The 16,371-nt window shown below is 71.3% G+C and carries 17 protein-coding genes; 8 read left to right on the top strand and 9 right to left on the bottom strand.

Annotation, left to right across the window (positions count from 1 at the left end):
• Positions 1-196: 196 nt before the first annotated feature.
• Positions 197-2,545 carry a PAS domain-containing hybrid sensor histidine kinase/response regulator gene (locus Asi03nite_RS07095; RefSeq protein ID WP_203677605.1) on the top strand — a complete coding sequence of 783 codons (2,349 nt, stop codon included), beginning with the start codon at positions 197-199 and terminating at the stop codon, positions 2,543-2,545.
• Positions 2,546-2,618: 73 nt separating this feature from the next.
• On the opposite strand, the gene Asi03nite_RS07090 is transcribed toward Asi03nite_RS07095, so the two are convergent.
• The 6 genes from Asi03nite_RS07090 to Asi03nite_RS07065 form a co-directional block, all read right to left on the bottom strand.
• The gene (locus Asi03nite_RS07090) at positions 2,619-2,765 is read right to left on the bottom strand and encodes a hypothetical protein (protein WP_203677604.1); all 147 of its coding nucleotides are present in this window, start codon (positions 2,763-2,765) and stop codon (positions 2,619-2,621) included.
• 143 nt (positions 2,766-2,908) lie between these two features.
• Positions 2,909-3,739 (bottom strand): carbohydrate ABC transporter permease, encoded by an 831-nt coding sequence (locus Asi03nite_RS07085; RefSeq protein ID WP_203677603.1) that lies wholly within the window; start codon positions 3,737-3,739, stop codon positions 2,909-2,911.
• A 1-nt stretch (position 3,740) separates the two neighbouring features.
• Positions 3,741-4,664: a carbohydrate ABC transporter permease gene (locus Asi03nite_RS07080; RefSeq protein ID WP_203677602.1), complete on the bottom strand. Its 924-nt coding sequence runs from the start codon at positions 4,662-4,664 to the stop codon at positions 3,741-3,743.
• Positions 4,661-5,950 (bottom strand): ABC transporter substrate-binding protein, encoded by a 1,290-nt coding sequence (locus Asi03nite_RS07075; RefSeq protein ID WP_203677601.1) that lies wholly within the window; start codon positions 5,948-5,950, stop codon positions 4,661-4,663. Before Asi03nite_RS07075 ends, Asi03nite_RS07080 begins: the two co-directional genes overlap by 4 nt.
• 128 nt (positions 5,951-6,078) lie before the next feature.
• Positions 6,079-6,882 carry an alpha/beta fold hydrolase gene (locus Asi03nite_RS07070; RefSeq protein WP_203677600.1) on the bottom strand — a complete coding sequence of 268 codons (804 nt, stop codon included), beginning with the start codon at positions 6,880-6,882 and terminating at the stop codon, positions 6,079-6,081.
• A gap of 13 nt (positions 6,883-6,895) precedes the next feature.
• Positions 6,896-7,663 carry a 3-hydroxybutyrate dehydrogenase gene (locus tag Asi03nite_RS07065; protein ID WP_203677599.1) on the bottom strand — a complete coding sequence of 256 codons (768 nt, stop codon included), beginning with the start codon at positions 7,661-7,663 and terminating at the stop codon, positions 6,896-6,898.
• A gap of 153 nt (positions 7,664-7,816) precedes the next feature.
• Between Asi03nite_RS07065 and Asi03nite_RS07060 the strand changes: the two genes are divergently transcribed.
• From Asi03nite_RS07060 to Asi03nite_RS07040, 5 genes are read left to right on the top strand one after another with little or no spacing between them, the layout of a single operon-like run.
• On the top strand, positions 7,817-8,983 hold the full coding sequence (locus tag Asi03nite_RS07060; protein ID WP_203677598.1) for a substrate-binding domain-containing protein: 1,167 nt from the start codon (positions 7,817-7,819) through the stop codon (positions 8,981-8,983).
• A 2-nt stretch (positions 8,984-8,985) separates the two neighbouring features.
• Positions 8,986-9,732: an ABC transporter ATP-binding protein gene (locus Asi03nite_RS07055; protein ID WP_203677597.1), complete on the top strand. Its 747-nt coding sequence runs from the start codon at positions 8,986-8,988 to the stop codon at positions 9,730-9,732.
• Entirely contained in the window at positions 9,729-10,433 is a 705-nt protein-coding gene (locus tag Asi03nite_RS07050) for an ABC transporter ATP-binding protein (RefSeq protein ID WP_203677596.1), read from the top strand. The genes Asi03nite_RS07055 and Asi03nite_RS07050 overlap by 4 nt, the downstream gene beginning before the upstream one ends.
• Before the next feature lie 2 nt (positions 10,434-10,435).
• Positions 10,436-11,302, top strand: coding sequence for a branched-chain amino acid ABC transporter permease (locus Asi03nite_RS07045; RefSeq protein WP_203677595.1), 867 nt, complete (start codon positions 10,436-10,438; stop codon positions 11,300-11,302).
• Positions 11,299-12,318 (top strand): branched-chain amino acid ABC transporter permease, encoded by a 1,020-nt coding sequence (locus Asi03nite_RS07040; RefSeq protein ID WP_203677594.1) that lies wholly within the window; start codon positions 11,299-11,301, stop codon positions 12,316-12,318. The genes Asi03nite_RS07045 and Asi03nite_RS07040 overlap by 4 nt, the downstream gene beginning before the upstream one ends.
• Positions 12,319-12,798: 480 nt before the next feature.
• Here Asi03nite_RS07040 and Asi03nite_RS07035 read toward each other — a convergent pair whose 3' ends face one another.
• The gene (locus tag Asi03nite_RS07035) at positions 12,799-13,257 is read right to left on the bottom strand and encodes a hypothetical protein (protein WP_203677593.1); all 459 of its coding nucleotides are present in this window, start codon (positions 13,255-13,257) and stop codon (positions 12,799-12,801) included.
• Between the two features lie 79 nt (positions 13,258-13,336).
• Between Asi03nite_RS07035 and Asi03nite_RS39140 the strand changes: the two genes are divergently transcribed.
• Positions 13,337-13,930, top strand: a complete 594-nt coding sequence (locus Asi03nite_RS39140; RefSeq protein ID WP_482866160.1) for an NsdA family TPR-like regulatory protein — start codon at positions 13,337-13,339, stop codon at positions 13,928-13,930.
• Here Asi03nite_RS39140 and Asi03nite_RS07025 read toward each other — a convergent pair.
• Both Asi03nite_RS07025 and Asi03nite_RS07020 read right to left on the bottom strand, forming a co-directional pair.
• The gene (locus Asi03nite_RS07025) at positions 13,911-14,570 is read right to left on the bottom strand and encodes an HAD family hydrolase (protein ID WP_203677591.1); all 660 of its coding nucleotides are present in this window, start codon (positions 14,568-14,570) and stop codon (positions 13,911-13,913) included. The two genes, Asi03nite_RS39140 and Asi03nite_RS07025, sit on opposite strands and share 20 nt — an antisense overlap.
• Positions 14,571-14,845: 275 nt before the next feature.
• Positions 14,846-15,235: a VOC family protein gene (locus Asi03nite_RS07020; protein WP_203677675.1), complete on the bottom strand. Its 390-nt coding sequence runs from the start codon at positions 15,233-15,235 to the stop codon at positions 14,846-14,848.
• 203 nt (positions 15,236-15,438) lie between these two features.
• Here Asi03nite_RS07020 and Asi03nite_RS07015 point away from each other — a divergent pair, with 203 nt between their 5' ends.
• Complete coding sequence (locus Asi03nite_RS07015) at positions 15,439-16,368, top strand: TIGR03619 family F420-dependent LLM class oxidoreductase (protein WP_203677590.1); 930 nt, start codon at positions 15,439-15,441, stop codon at positions 16,366-16,368.
• The last annotated feature ends 3 nt before the right edge of the window (positions 16,369-16,371 follow it).

Raw genomic sequence — 16,371 nt, 5'->3', positions numbered from 1 at the left:
AGCGCCAGCCGGTCGGCTGACCGCCGGCGCCGGGTTCACCGAGGGCAAAAAGTGGTGATCGCCCACCGGGCCCGGCGGTGACACCGGAGACTGGAAGAGCCCTGCGACGCGACCCGCGGCGCATCGCGCCCGTCGAGTCGGCGCGGCTGGGAAGGTGGTCATCAGGCCGTTGTGGGCGCGGCCGGGCGGTGATGGTGTGGCAACGCAGGATGATCGGATCGGCAGCGAGCATGCTGAGGCGTTCTTGTCGTCGGTGGTGAAGTCGACCGCGGACGCCATCGTCGGTTGTGACGCGCAGGGGCGGATCACCGCGTGGAATCCGGCGGCCGAGCGGATCTACGGCTACCGGAGCGACGAGGTGCGGCACCGCCCGGTCCGGATGATGTATCCCGACGATGTCGCCGAACGGGACTGGCAGGTGTTCCAGGCCGCCCTGCTCGGCAACCCCACCAACCATCTGCGCACGTTCCGGCTGCGCAAGGACGGAGCCCGGATCCCGGTGCGGATGTCGTTCGCGCCGATCGAGGGCGTCGACGGGTCCGTACGTGGGGTGGTCAGCGTCGCGCACGAGCTCACCGACGAGTTGCGCGCCGAAGCGCGCATGGCGGCGCTGGCGCAGGCCACGCCGGACGCGGTGATCTGCGTGAACCGCGAGGACCGGATCACGTTCGCCAACCAGTCCTGCGAGCGCCTGCTCGGCTACCGGCCGGACGAGCTGACCGGTCGATCCGCCTCCACCCTGTTCGCCGAGGAGGTGCGCGGGCAGATGGCGGATCTGCGGCGCCGGCTGTTCGCCGATCCGCGGCTGCGGGCACGTACCCCCACGATCGCCACCCGGATGCGGCGCAAGGACGGCGTCGAACTGCCGGGCGAGACGGCACTGAGCTGGCTCGACGACGGCCCGGAAGACCAGATCCTGATCACCGCGACCCGGGACCTGTCGCCGTTGCACAGGGCGGAGTCACGGTTGCGGGCGCTGCTCGAGGCCGTCCCGGACGCGATCACCGGGATCGACCGGGAGAGCCGGATCGTCCTGGCCAATCAGGGAACCGAGCGGCTGCTGGGCCGTTCCCGCGACCTGCTGCTCGGCAAGCCGTACGCGACGCTGGTCCCGGAGGGGGAACGGGAACCGATCGCGCAGGTCGTGGCGGCGGCTTTCGAGGAGCCGCATCAGGTGTCGCGGACCGTGGTCTACGCCCCGGTCATCCGTGCTGACGGCACCCGGGTGCCGACGGAGAACACGGTGACCCGCTTCGGCGCCGGCGACGAGGACATCCTGCTCGTCGTCAGCCGGGACATCAGCGAACGCGTCGCGGCGGAACAGGAGCGTACCCGGCTGGCCGAACAGGTCGAACGGCAACGGACGGAGCAGGCGATCCTGCGGGCGCAGCGGCTGGAGGCCCTCGGGCAGCTCGCCGGCGGTGTCGCCCACGACTTCAACAACCTGCTCGCGATCGTCTCCAACTACGCCGACCTGCTCGGCGAGGAGGTAGCCGACCTCGCGGCGACCGATCCGCGGCGATGGCAGCCGTTCGCCGACGACCTGCACCGGATACAGCAGGCGGCACAGCGCGGGGCGGCGCTGACCGCGCAGTTGCTGACGTTCAGCCGCCGCGACCTCAACCAGCCGCAGGTGCTGGACCCGGCCGCGGTGATCGAGCGGCTGGTCCCGTCGCTGCGCACCACCCTCGGCGAGCAGTACGAGCTGCGGGTCGACGCCGCCGAGTCGCTGTGGCCGGTGGTGCTGGACCCGGGCCAGCTGGAGCAGATCCTGGTGAACCTGACGGTCAACGCCCGCGACGCGATGCCGGACGGGGGACTGCTGCACGTGATCGCCGGGAACGCGGTATTCCAGCAGCCGGACCCGGCCTTCCAGCCGGACCCCGAACCGGGACGGCGATACCTGCGGCTGGGTGTCACCGACACCGGCGTCGGCATGCCCGCCGAGGTCGCCGCCCGCGCCTTCGACCCGTTCTTCACCACCAAGTCCAAGACGCCGGGGGCAGGTCTGGGGCTCGCCGCGGTGTACGGCATCGTCGGGCAGGCCGGCGGCTGCCTGGCCGTGAAGTCGGAGCCGGGCGCCGGCACCACGATGACGGTGCTGCTGCCCGCCACCGACCAGCCCGCACCCACCCGCACCGGTGACGCCGGCCGGGACACCGCGGCCGTCCCGCCACCGCAACAGCGCAACATCCTGCTCGTCGACGACGAGGAAGGCGTACGGGAGTCCACCGCCCGGGTGCTGACCCGCCACGGCTACCGCGTCCTGACCGCACCTGACGGATCCGCCGCGCTCGCCGTCGCCGAGCGCCATCGCGAGAACCTCGACGTGCTGCTCACCGATGTGATCATGCCGCAGATGCACGGTGGCGAACTGGCCCAGCGCGTCACCCGCCTGATCCCCACCATCAAGGTCATTTTCATGTCCGGGTACGCGGAGCCGCTGCTGGACACCGGCCCACCCGATCCCGCCCGGGTCTACCTCACCAAGCCGTTCACCATCCCGGACCTGCTGCGAGCGGTGCAGAGCCAGGTGCCCGCTTAGCGGAGGCCGCAACCATCCGGCATGCCCGGCGCGGGCGGACCGGCCGGGCGGCGGGCGGCGGCCCGCCGAGGGGTCAGTCGGGAGGCTCGGTCGTCCCGGCCTCCGGCTCATCGGACTGCTCGGGGCCGACGCGTACGTCGTCGCCGGCCAGGACCTGTGGCGCGTCCCGCTCGTCGGCCGTGGCGTCGTCGGGAGCGGGTTCCTGCGGTTGCGCTGTCATGCCGCCCTGATACCCGGTAACCCGGGAAAGACTCCTCGCCGGGCCATGAGGGCCGGACCCCACCGTCGGCCGGACCGGTCACCTCCCGCACAGAGCACGGCCGCGGGCAGGGCCGCGACGAGGGCGAAAGGAACGCCGGGGCGTCAGCCCTTCACACCGGAACCGACGTCGGTGGAGACGAACTGCCGCTGGCAGGCGACGAACAGCGCGACCGCCGGGGCCGCCAGCACGCACGCGCCGGCCAGGATCGCGCCGACCGGGTTGGCCGCCCGCGCGGACACGTTGCTGAGGTAGTTCGCCAGCGAGACGGCCAGCGGTTGCAGGTCCGGGTTCTTGGTCACCAGGAACGGCCACAGGAACTCGTTCCACGGGCCGATGAAGGTCAGCAGCACCGTGGTCAGCACGGCGGGGCGCACCAGCGGCAGCGCCACCGACCAGAGGATCCGCAGCTCGCCGGCGCCGTCGAGCCGGGCCGCCGAGAACAGCTCGTCGGGCAGTTGCAGGAAGAACTGCCGGAAGACGAAGACCGCTGTGGTGTTGACGGCGAACGGCAGAATCATGCCGAGGTAGGTGTCGGCCAGTCCGTAGTCACGCACGACCAGCACGTAGAGCGGGATCAGCAGCAACTGGAACGGGATCACCTGGACCAGCAGCACCAGGGCGAACAGGGTGCCGCCCCCGCGGAACCGCAGCCGGGCCAGCGCGTAGCCGGCGAGCATCCCGAACACGACGGTCCCGAGCAGCACACCGCCGGTGAAGACGCCGGAGTTGACCAGTGAGCGCAGCAGGTGGACCCGCGAGTTGATGTCCCGGTAGTTGTCGAGCGTCAGACCGGTGACCGGGAACGCGCCCCGCAGCGAGGTGTCCGGCTCGGACTGCAACGAGCCGATCAGCATGTACCAGAACGGGAATAGGAAGATCAGCGCGCCGAGGAAGAGCAGGACCTGACGTACCGCCGCGGACCAGCGTCCCATGTCAGTCCCGCCCTTCGAGGAAACGGCGATTGACGTACGCGACGACCAGCACCCCGGCCACGAGGACCACCCCGAGAGCGGCCGCGAAGTCCGGCTCGCCCTGCTGGAGGCCGCGCTGGTACATGACCAGCACCGGCGAGGCCGAGGCGCCGCTCGGGCCACCGCCGCCGGTGAGCAGATAGGGCTCGGTAAACAGGTTGGCGCCGGTGATGAGCCCCAGGATCACCACGAGCGCCGTCGCGGGGCGCACGGCCGGCACGGTCACCGACCAGAACCGGTGCCACCCGTTCGCGCCGTCGACCGACGCCGACTCGTAGAGCTCCCCCGGCACGTTCTGCAGCGCGGCGAGATAGAGCAGGATGAAGAAGCCGAGCTGCTTCCAGGTCACGAACAACGCGATGACGGGCATCGCCAGGTTGGCGTTGACCAGCCAGGACGGCTCGGGCGCCAGGGGGCCGAGGAGGGTGTTGACCAGGCCGCCGGAACTGAACAGGAACAGCCACACGCCGACCACCGCGACGCTCGCGGTCACGTACGGCAGGTAGAACGCGACCCGCAGGAAGGTCCGGGCGTGCACCACCCGGTCCAGCGCGACCGCCAGCACGAGCGCGAGCCCGGTGGTCAGCGGCACGTTGACGACCAGGAAGACCAGGATGTTCCGGAAGGCCTGCCGGACCGCCGGGTCGGACAGCACCGCCCGGTAGTTGTCCAGCCCGGCGAACGGGTGGTCGACGACGACGCCGGGCGCGGCGAAGAAGTAGTCGTGGAAGCTGATCCACACCGAGAACGCGAACGGGTAGGCGAAGACGACGGCGAGATGGACGGCGTACGGGGCGGCCAGGATCATGCCCACCGGGTGCCGGCCGAACAGGGTCTCGGACCGGTTGCGCCGTACCGGGCCGGCTGGCGGAGCGGTGGTCGTCATGATCCGCCGGCCAGCCGGTCGACCTTCTCGGCGGCGCCGGCGAAGGCGGCGGCCACCGGCCGCTTGCCGAAGATCACCGATTGGCAGTACGCGTCCCGGAACGTCTGCCAGATGGCCACCGAGTTGGGCACGTTGGGCACCTCGCCGGTGCGCGCGGCCTGATCGGCGAACTGCCGGTAGGCGGCGTGCCGCGCGAAGTAGCCGGGGAAGGTGGCCGGCAGGTTCCTGCGCAGCGGCATCTGGCCGGTCGCGTCGAGCAGCTTGCCGTCCTGGTCCCGGCTGGTCGCGAACTTCAGCACCTGCCACGCCGTGGCGCGGTTGCGGCAGGCGGTGTACATCGCCGCGTTCTTCGCGTCACTGAACGTGGTGATCTGGCCGGGCGGTTTGCCGGCGGAGGTGGGCACCGGCACCGCGCCCCAGGCCACCTTGTCCCGGTAGACCTCGACGGCCCACGGTCCGACGATCGCCATGGCGGCCTTGCCGTCGGCGAACGAGTCGCCGGTGTACTGCTCCTTGGGCGCCAGTCCCTCGTCGTACAGCGTCTTCCAGAAATCGGCGACCGCCCGGCCCTGCGGGGTGTCGAACTGCGCCTTGCCGTCCCGCACGAGCTGCGTGCCGTCGGTCTCGGCGAGGAACAGCGGGTAGAAGTCGAACCAGGACTCGAAGAACTCGCTGGACGGGGCGGGATAGATGGCGGCAGGCGCGGCGCCCGACGACCTGATGGCGCGGGCCGCGGTCAGGAACCCGTCGTAGGTGGCGAGCGCGGGCTTCTCCGGGTCCAGCCCCGCGTGGGCGAAGATCTCCTTGTTGTAGAAGATCATGACCGGGTTGGACTTCCACGGCAGCTGGTAGTACCGGCCGTCCGGCGACTTGTACTGCTCCGCGGTCTCGCCGGAGCGGTCGGCGATGTACCGCGCGCCACCCTCGAAGGAGTCGAGCGGCACCAGGCCGCCCTGCTTCTGGAACTGCGGCACGGCGGCGGGTGCGGTGTTGAAGATCAGGCAGGGCGCGTTGCCCGCCGTGATGGCGGCGGCGATGACCTCCTCCGAGCTGCGGCCGGCGGGGATCTCCCGCGCGGTGATCCTCTGGTCGGCGTGCCGGCCGTTCCAGGCCTCCGTCATGGCCCGGCCCCAGGTCTGTTCCTCCTGGTTGGTGGAGAGCCAGATGGTGATCGGGCCGGTGGCGGCGTTGGCCCGGCCGGCGTCGACCACGCCTGCGCCGCGATCGCAGCCGGCCGTGAGGGCGACAGAGAGGGTCAGAAGGGCCGCCGGGAAGGTGCGCCGCATTCTTCCTCCGTTCGGACTTGCGCGCGGGCACGGTGTCGCCATCGACCGTCCCACCTCCGACGAGGCCGGGCAGGGCTTCCGCGGCTTTCCAGCCTTTCCGGCGGAGCCGGCGGCGGGTCGCGGCGGCGTCAGAGCAGGGCGAGGATCCTCTCGGCCACCCGGCCGGCGCCGGCGCCGAGGACGATCGTGTAGTGGTTGACGTCCGGCACCCGTTCGGCGTCCACCCCGGTGAGCTGGTCGGCCCGGTAGAGGCCCGGCTCCTGGTCCATCAGGCCGCGCGGCGCCCAGAGCAGCGGGAACGGCGCCGGAGGCGGGTTGCGCAGCATGTCGGCGGCGTCGCCGCGGATCGCGTCGATGTCGCAGGACGAGCCGCTGCCGGTGAAGTCGCGCAGCACGTAGGCCTCCACGTCGGGACTCCAGTACCGATCGAACGCCGGGTTCTCCCGGAAATATCTGATGTATTCGCCCGGGGACGCGAACGTCATCGACAACCGGCGCAGCGCCGGCCCGATCACCGCCTCCAACGCCACGTCCACGTCCACCGAGGCCGGCACCCCCAGCGACACCCCGCCGTCGACCAGCAACACCGGCCCGACCCGGTCCGGATGACGAAGAGCGGTCGCCGCCACCACGAAAGCACCCATCGAGTGCCCCACCAGCGGCACCCTGCCCACCCCGAAGTGCGAGGCCACCGCCAGCAGGTCAGCGGCGTGCGCCGCCATCCCGTACGGCCCCGGCAGCCCGGCGCTCGACGCCCGCCCCCGCAGGTCCGGCGCCACCAGGCGGACCCGCCCGCCCAGCGCGCGGGCGACCGGCGCCCAGCACAACGCGTTCGCGGTGATCCCGTGCGCCGCGACCACCACCGGCCCGTCCCCCGGCCAGCTCAGCGCCCGCAGCGAACCGCCGGCCACCGGAACATCGATCTCGTCCACGACAAGCGTCTCCTCAGTGCGCGGTCCAGCCGCCGTCGATGATGATCGACGAGCCGGTGATGAACGAGGCCGGGGGGCTGCACAGGTACGCCACGAGCTCGGACACCTGCTCCGGCTCGATCAGCTTCTTGATCGCCGCCCGGTCCAGCATGATCTTCTCGACGACGTCGGACTCGGCGATGCCCGTCGCCCGCGACTGGTCGGCGATCTGCTTGTCGACCAGCGGCGTCCGTACGAAGGCCGGGTTGACGCAGTTGGAAGTGACCCCGTGTGCGGCCCCTTCCAGCGCGGTGACCTTCGACAGCCCCTCCAGGCCGTGCTTCGCGGTGACGTACGCGGCCTTGTACGGCGACGCGATCAGCCCGTGCACCGAGGAGATGTTGACGATCCGGCCCCAACCGCGCGCGTACATGTGCGGAAGCACCAGTCTCACCAACCGGAACGGCGCCTCCACCATCACCCGCTGGATCAGCGCGAACTTGTCCGGCGGGAAGTCCGGCAGCGGCGCCACCACCTGCAGCCCGGCGTTGTTGACCAGCACGTCCACCCGGGCCGGCAGCGCGTCGACAGCGGTCAGGTCGGACAGGTCGGCGGCCAGCGACCGCCCGCCGATCGCCGCGGCCACCTCCTTCGCCGCGCGCTCGTCGATGTCCACCGCGAGCACCCGGGCGCCCGCCGCGGCCAGGCGCTCGGCGCAGGCGCGCCCGATGCCGCTGCCCGCGCCGGTCACCAGCGCGGTACGTCCTGTCAGGTCGAGATCGACCACCCGTGCCGTCGTCATGCCGGTGACCGTACGGACCGCCGACCACCACGAATATGTGGCCGGACCACACTTCGGGCGGGCGGCCCGTGTGAACGCCGTGGATGGCCTTCGTCACATCGACGCTCCTAGCGTGTCTGCCACACGAGGCAGATTCTTGACGGAAGGCGTTCGATGAGTTCTTTGTCGACATCCCGGCGGGCATGGCTCGGCGCCGTGCTGACCGCCGCCGTGGTCACCGTGAGCGGATGCGGCAGCCCGAAGCAGGCCGCCGATGACGGCTCGTCGATACCCGTCGGCGTGGTGTACTCCCAGTCCGGGCCGCTGGCCAGCTACGGCGCACAGTACGCGGAGGGCTTCAAGGCCGGCCTGGCGTACGCGACGAACAACACGAACAAGATCGGCGGCCGTACGATCGACGTCAGCTGGACCGACGACGCCGGCGACCCGGTCAAGGCGGTGTCCGCGGCCAAAGATCTGATCGGCGAAGGTTGCCGGGTGCTCGCCGGCTCCACCAGCTCCGGCGTGGCGCTGCAGGTGGCGCCGCTGGCCGCGGAGAACAAAGTGCTCTTCGTGTCCGGGCCGGCCGCGACCGACGCGATCACCGGGGCTAACAGGTACACGTTCCGCTCGGGTCGCCAGTCTTACCAGGACGTTCTCACCGCGAAGGCGTTCCTCGGCGACGGGCGCAAGGTCGTCGTCTTCGCGCCGGACTCCGCGTTCGGCAAGTCCAACGTCGATGCCGTGCGGGCGGTGATCAAAACCGGCGTCACCAGCGTCGCCGTCCCGGCCAGCGCCACCGACTTCACCCCGTTCGCCAGCCAGATCAAGGCCGCCGATCCGGACCTGGTCTTCGTCGCCTGGGCCGGCGCCACCGCCGGGGCCATGTGGCAGGCGCTCGACCAGCAGGGCGTCCTGGCCGGCAGCAAGGTCGTCACCGGCCTGGACATCCACGCCAGCTGGGCCGGCTTCGGCGCCGGCGCGGACAAGCTGAACCTGCTCGCGCACTACTTCGACGGCGCTGCCGACAACCCGGCCTACCAGGCGCTCAAGGCGGCCGTGCCGGGCGGGCGGACCGACCTGTTCCACCCGGACGGGTTCGCCGCGGCCCAGATGATCGTGCACGCGCTGACCGCGAGCCCGGACGACGCGGACACGATGGTGACCGCGCTGGAGGGCTACAGCTTCGACTCGGTCAAGGGCACTCTCACCGTCCGGCCCGAGGACCACGCGCTGCTGCAGCCGATGTTCCAGGCGAGGCTGACCGGCGGAGCCGCCACGCTGACCGGCACGGTCAGCCCGGACGACACCGCTCCCCCGGCCGCCGCGATGAAGGGCTGACCATGACGGTCCTCGCCGTCGAGGGCGTGTCCTGGCGCATCGGCGCGGTGCCGATCGTCGACGATGTGACCCTGCACCTGGCGCCGGACGAGTTCGTCGCGCTGATCGGCCCGAACGGCGCCGGCAAGACGTCGCTGTTCAACCTGATCAGCGGGCTGCGCCGGCCCACCTCCGGACGCATCCTGCTGGGCGGGCGGGACGTGACCGGGCTGGCGCCGTACCGCCGGGCCCGCAGCGGGCTGGGCCGGACCTTCCAGACCTCCGCGGTCTTCGGCTCGCTGACCGTCACGGAGAACGTCGCGCTGGCCGTGCAGGCACGCCGGGGCGGCGCGCTGCGGGCCTGGCGTCGCGGTTCCGACCGCGACGTCACGGTCCGCTCCGCGCAGATCCTCGCGGAGGTACGACTGGAGCACCGCGCCGGCCGCACCGCCGGCTCCCTGGCCCACGGGGAGAAGCGCAAGCTCGAGATCGCGCTGCTGCTCGCCGGCGACCCGCGGGTGCTGCTGCTCGACGAGCCGATGGCCGGCGTGAGCGCCGAGGACGTGCCCGCCCTGGTCGAGGTGATCCGTGGCCTGACCGCGGGCACCGGCCGCACCGTGCTGATGGTCGAGCACCACATGGACGTGGTGCTCGACCTGGCCGACCGGGTCGCCGTGCTGCACCACGGGGCGCTGCTGGCGTGCGACACCCCGGCCGCGGTGATGGCCGACGCGTTCGTCCAGCACGCGTACCTCGGGGAGGGGTTGTGAGCCGGGAACCGGTCCTGCGGGTGGCCGGCCTGTCGGTGCGTCTCGGTGGGTCGCACATCCTGCAGGGCGTCACCTTCGACGTGGCGCCGGCCGGGGTGACAGCGCTGCTCGGGCGCAACGGCGCCGGCAAGACCACCACGCTGCGCGCGATCCTGGGGGAGCTGCCGGCCACCGGCAGCGTCGCCTACGACGGCCGGGAGATCCTGGGGCGTCCCACGCATCGCCTGGTCCGGGACGGGCTGGCGTACGTACCGGAGGATCGCGGTGTCTTCGCGGGTCTGACCGTCGCGGAGAACCTCCGCCTCGCCGAGCGGGTCCCCGATCCCGACTACGCCCTGGTCCACGAGCTGTTCCCGGAACTCGCGACCCGCGCCGGGCAGCGCGCCGGCACGCTGTCCGGCGGCCAGCAGCAGATGGTCGCCATCGCCCGGGTGCTGCTCAACCCGAACCGGCTGCTGCTCGTCGACGAGCCTACGAAGGGCCTGGCCCCGGCCGTGGTGACAGCGGTCGCCACGGTGCTCGCCCGGGTCGCCGGGCGGGTGCCGGTGCTGCTGGTCGAGCAGAACCTCGCGGTGGTCCGCCGTCTGGCCACCGACGCCGTGGTGGTCGAGGCCGGCCGGGTCGCCTGGCGCGGCGCGGCCGGCGAACTGCTCGACGACGGCGAGGCGACGCGTTCCCTACTCGGCGTCGGGAGGCACTGAGCATGTCCACCGTGGTTCTGCTGACGCTGACCGGGCTCGGCCTGGCGGCGCTGTACTTCCTGATCGCCTCCGGTCTGTCGCTGGTGTTCGGCCTGGCCGGGGTGCTCAACTTCGCGCACGGCCTGTTCCTGTCGGTGGGCGCGTACGTCACCTGGTGGGCCGCCCCGCACCTCGGGCTGCCGCTCGCGGTGGTGTCCGGCGTCGCCGCGGCCGCCGCCACCGGAGCGCTGACCGAGCTGGTGCTGATCCGCCCGCTCTACACCCGGCACACCGAGCAGGTGCTGGTCACCGTCGGGCTGTCGCTGGCCGGGGTGGCCCTGCTGCAGTCGGTGTGGGGCGCCGACGCCCGGGTCTTCCCCCGGCCGGAATGGGCGTCGCACGTCACCGGGGTGCTCGGCGCGCAGGTGCCCGACGACCGGTTCCTGCTGATCGGCGCGGCCGTGCTGGTGCTGGTGGCGCTGCTGGCGTTCCTCCGGTTCACCCGGTACGGCCTGGTGATCCGGGCCGGCGTGGAGAACCGGGCCATGGTCCGCGCGCTCGGTATCGACGTCCGCACCGCGTTCACCCTGGTCTTCGCGATCGGCGGGGCGCTGGCCGGGCTGGCCGGGATCCTCGGCGGCATGTACTTCACCTCGGTCTCCCCCGGTCAGGGCGTCTCGCTGCTGATCTTCGCGTTCATCGTGGTGGTGATCGGCGGGCTCGGCTCGGTCACCGGCTCCGCGGTCGCCGCGGCCGGGGTGGGCCTGCTCCAGCAGTTCGTGAACTACTACGGCGCGGCCGGCGCCGGGGACGTCAGCGTGGTGGCCCTGCTCGCCGTCGTGCTGCTGCTGCGCCCCGCCGGCATCGCGGGAAAGGCGGTCGCGGCGTGACCCGCTTCGTGCCCTTGGCCCTGCTGGTGGCGGCCGCGGCGCTGCCCTGGTCCACGCTCGACGTGCCGGGCCTCTTCGACGGGCCGCTGAACTCCCCCGGCACGCTGCAACTGCTCGCGGTCTGCCTGGTGTTCGGAGCGCTGGCGCTCGGCTACGACCTGCTGTTCGGGCGGGCCGGGCTGCTCTCCTTCGGTCACGCGCTCTACATCGCGGCCGGCGCGTACGGCGTGGACATCCTGATCAGCCACTACGGCTGGGCGTTGTGGCCGGCCGCCGCGGTCACCGTGCTCGCCGCGGCGGGCCTCGCGGCGCTGCTCGGCTCGGTGGCGCTGCGCACCTCCGGCATCGCGTTCTCCATGGTGACGCTGGCCTTCGCGGAGGTCGGGCACATCCTGGTGAACCGGGACCCGGGCGGGCTGACCGGCGGCGAGGAGGGCCTGCCGATGCGGACCGCTGGGCTGCCGGACGCGCTGGTCGGGGTGACGAACACGGTGAACCTGTACTGGCTGGCGCTGGCCACGCTGGTGGTCGTGACGCTGGTGGTGCACGCCGTCGACCGGGCGCCGCTGGGGCGCACACTGACCGGGCTGCGCGACGACGAGCGCCGGGTGGCGGTGGTGGGCCTGTCGCCGTACAAGATAAAGCTCCTGGCCGTTGTTCTGGCCGCCGCTCTGGCGGCCCTCGGCGGCGTGGTCCACGCCCTGGTCGTCGGCGGCGCCTCGCCGCACGTCGCGTCCTCGGACCTCACGCTCGCGCTGATCGTGATGGCGGTCCTGGGCGGCGCCGGCACACGCTGGGGCGCGCTCGCCGGCGGCATCCTCTACGCCTACCTCGACCAGCGGCTGGCCCGGCTCGGCGGGCGACTGCCCGGGCCGCTCGGCGAACCGCTGTTCGTGCTCGGCACGCTGTTCGTCCTGGCGGTGTACTTCGTCCCGGGCGGCCTGGCCGGGCTGCGCGCCCGCCTCCGGCCGGCGCGCGACGCGACGGCCCGCGAACCCCACCCGGAGGCCGCGTAGCTTTCCGGAAGATTCGCCGGACGGGGCTTACCGGGGACCATCTCCAGCATCGGTCATCCGAGACCTTTCGGCACCATGAGCCGCAGCCGGACCCGCAAACGCTTCGCACCTGGCCGGATGTGCCATCACGTCGTGGCCGGGCCGCCGGGCGGCGTTCACAGCCGTAGTCGAGACGCTCTTACTGGCTGCCGCATCCGTGACGGCTCGCCCCGTCCCGGCCGTAGTTCCGGCGAGCGTTCGGACGCTGCCGCTGGTGGCAGTCCGGGCCTTCCTTGCGACCGGGGGACGGTCGCCCTCAGCCCGCCTAGGGGTGTCGCAGACAGCGAGCAACGGCGGGCTGAAGCTGACCCGGCTCGGCAGGCACCACGGGGATAATCCCCGCCGAGACGGGCGGTGAAGGGCGCCGGCTCTGTTCCCTGGACCCGTCCGCCGGCAAGCGGACGGCCGAAGGCCGACGCCAGGACTTGATCGCGTGGTCGGTTAGATCTCCAGGCTGCGGCGGTGCGCAGCCCAGCTTGCAGACGCATTGACCAGGCGGAGGGTCCATGCGTCCTGAGTCCGTTCGCCTTCGCTCGCCCAGAAACGGGCGTTGGCCGACGCGAACCGGGTAACTGACTCTGGTGATCCGCTCGACCAGGTCGCGACTTTCCCTGCCCACTGTTCCGCTGCCGATGGACTGTGCCCGGAAGCGATCAACCAGATCACCCATAGCGCAGGATCTAGCCAGGGCGCGCCACGCGTGGCCCATCCCCAGTCGACGAGTCGGGCGCGGTCGCTGATCAGAACGTTGGTGTCGTTCCAGTCGGTGTGAAGTAGTGATGATCCGGCGAGTTCCTCTGCCGCTGCTGGCTGGTCAACGTAATCAGCCCAACGGACCTCCGCGCGGCGGAGATCGACGGGCGGACACTTCATGGCCGCGATGTCATGCAGAAGACCCACGACAAGGGGAAGATCGGCGGAGCCGGGGCGGTAGGATGACGCACTTCTCGGCGCAGCCGTTCTTGCGCACGCCGCGTTCATTCCCGGCTGGGCGCAGCGCCGCGACGAAGCCGCCGAGCGACTTCGCGCCGCGCGCACCTACGCTCGCCGAGGCAACGCCACCCCGAACTTCTTCGCCTGGATCGATGCTGTCGAAGCCGAGTGCGAGTCCATTTGTGGACACCACGCCGATGCGCTACGCGTCATTGCTCACGCCGAGGAGACCCTTGGGGAAAACGTCGACCGCAGCTCACCGGAGTGGTTCACCTGGTTCTCTCCAGCCCGGCTCGCCGCGTTCAAAGGGAACACTCAGCTGAAGGCCGGTCGATACGCGCAGGCGCGCGAAACGCTCACCGCAGCCCTGTCCGGCCTGCTCCCCGATGAAGGCAAGCAACGGACCGTCATCCTTGCTGATCTCGCGGCGGTTGACGTCGCCCAGGAGAAGCCGGAGGTCGCCTGCGTGCGCATCCACGAGGCCCTCGATCAGTTGGCGAACACCTGGTACGCGACCGGAATGGAACGCGTTCGCGAGGTGCGTCATGCTCTGCACCCGTGGGCGGACACCGACTTCGTCCGTAAGGTCGATGACCGCCTCTACAGCTGGCAGACCACGCTCAGCGCGTTGCAGCGTTGAGCGCCGCGATTCGATCGGGGAGTTCTGTCAGCGAGTAGATCCGCATGGTCGGTAGCTGGGCCGAGTCCGGATCGTGCTGCTGGATGGTTGCCCACGGACCTCGTTTGATCAACGCAGTCTTGAAACCTGCCGCTGCGGCCGGCCGGATGTCATTGTCCAGCCGGTCGCCGACGTAGAGCGTCTCTCCCGGGCTGCATGGCGTTTCCTTCGCCAGGGCCTCGAAGAACCCTACGTCCGGCTTCGAGACCCCCCAATCGTCCGAAGTTGCGATCATGTCGGTAGGCAGATCAAGCGACCGCAAGATCCGCCCCGCGCGGGTCGTCTGGTTTCCAGCGATGCCGACCCAGTAGCCAGCGGCCCGGAGGGCGCTCAGTGCTGGGCGCACGTCCGAGTAGAGATCGTGCTCGTCGAATGACTCGGGCTGGCCAGCCTCGACGCGCCGCTCCCGCTCTTCCGTCAAGTCGAAGCCCGGCCGGAAGGCCTGGAACGTCTCTCGGTAGTCACGGCCTTGTGCGATCACCGCACCGAACATCGCGGAGAAAGTGTGTCGAGGTACGCCAAGCCAATCGGCCCAAGTTCCGTACTCGCGAGTCTCGTCGACTAGGCATTCGCCCACATCAAATACCACCGCACCGATCATGCCGTTGAGCGTAACGCCGAGACCGAATGACGCCCAGATGTGCCGAAGCGCTCTGCGAGCCCGTTTCGCGCTGCTCAGATCGGTGGACAGTCGCGGCTTGGCTGGCGCATATCGCCCGGGATCGGTACACACGTCGAGCGGTGCGATCCCAGCCTTGCTAAGGCGGACGTTGAGGGATGCACGCATCCGGTGTTGACACTTCCGAGATCGATGAGGTGCCTGAAAGACTATTCGCGTTTCGGGCCCGGCGAGCCGGACGGAACCCAGCCGGATGCTCAGTCGCCGAGAAGGTCCCAGCGGTTGCCGGCGATGTCCAGGAAGACGGCGACCCGGCCGTACGGCTCGCGGCGCGGTTCGCGGACGAACACCACGCCGGCGTCCAGCATCCGCCGGTGAGCCGCATCGAAGTCGTCGACCCGCAGGAAGAAACCGACCCGGCCGGCCAGCTGCTCGCCGACCGCGGCGCGCTGGCGGTCGCCGTCGGCCCGGGCCAGCAGCAGGCCCGTCTGGGCGCCGGGCGGGCGCACGACGACCCAGCGCTTCGGCCGGCCGTCGTTGGTCAGCGAGGGCGAGTCCTCGGCCAGCTCGAACCCGAGGACCTCGGTGAAGAACGCGATCGCCGGGTCGTACTCGTCGACGATCAGCGTCACCAGGTCCAGGCGCATCACCAGGCGCGCCGGCTGGACGCGACCGTCCGCGTGGCCAGGGCGACCAGCAGCGCGGCCGGGGCGAAGACCGCCCTATACGGCACCCGGACCGCGAGGATCGAGGCGGCCGGGGCGGAGCAGGGGAAACCCGGCGCGAGATGGCGTCGCATGCCGTCCAGAATACCGATCCTCAGTGGATGATCGCTCGCTACGCTGCCGGCATGCGACTTGGTGTCACCCTTCCCCAGACCAGCCGGTACGACCTGGCGCACGACGTCACCGAGTTCGCGCGAGTGGCCGAGGAGATCGGTTTCGACAGCCTCTGGGCGTACGAGCGGATCCTCGCGCCGGAGGACACCAGCGGCGCGCACGGTCTCTACGGGATCCCGGACCTGGCCTGGCCGCAGAGCTATTCGCACACCACTGACGCGCTGGTCACGCTGACCCTGGCGGCGGCCGTGACCAGCCGCGCCGAGCTCGGCACCGGGGTGCTCGTGCCTGGCCTGCACCTGCCGTTCCGGCTGGCCCGCACGCTGGCCGCGCTGGACGCGGCGGCCGGGGGCCGGGTGATCGCCGGGCTGGGCAGCGGGTGGTCGATCGACGAGTTCGAGGCGACCGCGCCGCGCCCGATCGGTGAGCGCGGCAAGGCGCTCGACGAGTTCCTGGACATCGCGGCGGCCGTCTGGGGACCGGACCCGGTCTCGTACACCACCGACCGGTACCACCTGGCCCCCAGCAGGGTGAATCCGAAGCCGGCCCGGCGCGTGCCGGTCTTCCTGGCCGGGTCGAACCGGACGGCGCTGGGTCGCATCGCCCGCCGCGCCGACGGGTGGCTGCCCACCGGCGTGCCACCGCGGCGGGTCGGCGAGATCCTGGCCGGCATCCGGGCACAGGCCGCCGAGGCGGGACGCGACCCCGCCGGCATCGGCTGCGCCTTCCAGCTCGGGATGCGCAGCCTGGCCGAGGTGCCGACGGCGGGCCGCCAGCCCTACACGGGCAGCGTCCAGCAGGTCGTCGAGGACATCCTCGCCCTGGAGGCGGCGGGTGTGGATCACGTCTATGTGACGCTCTCGTCGGCCGCCCAGAACCTCAAGGAGCTCGTCGGGGCCGCGGAGAACCTGCACACCGAGGCGCGCGCCGCCGGCCTCTAGGCG

The organism is Actinoplanes siamensis (assembly GCF_016862395.1).
Taxonomy (GTDB): Bacteria; Actinomycetota; Actinomycetes; order Mycobacteriales; family Micromonosporaceae; genus Actinoplanes; species Actinoplanes siamensis.
This window is presented reverse-complemented; position numbering and strand designations above follow the sequence as displayed.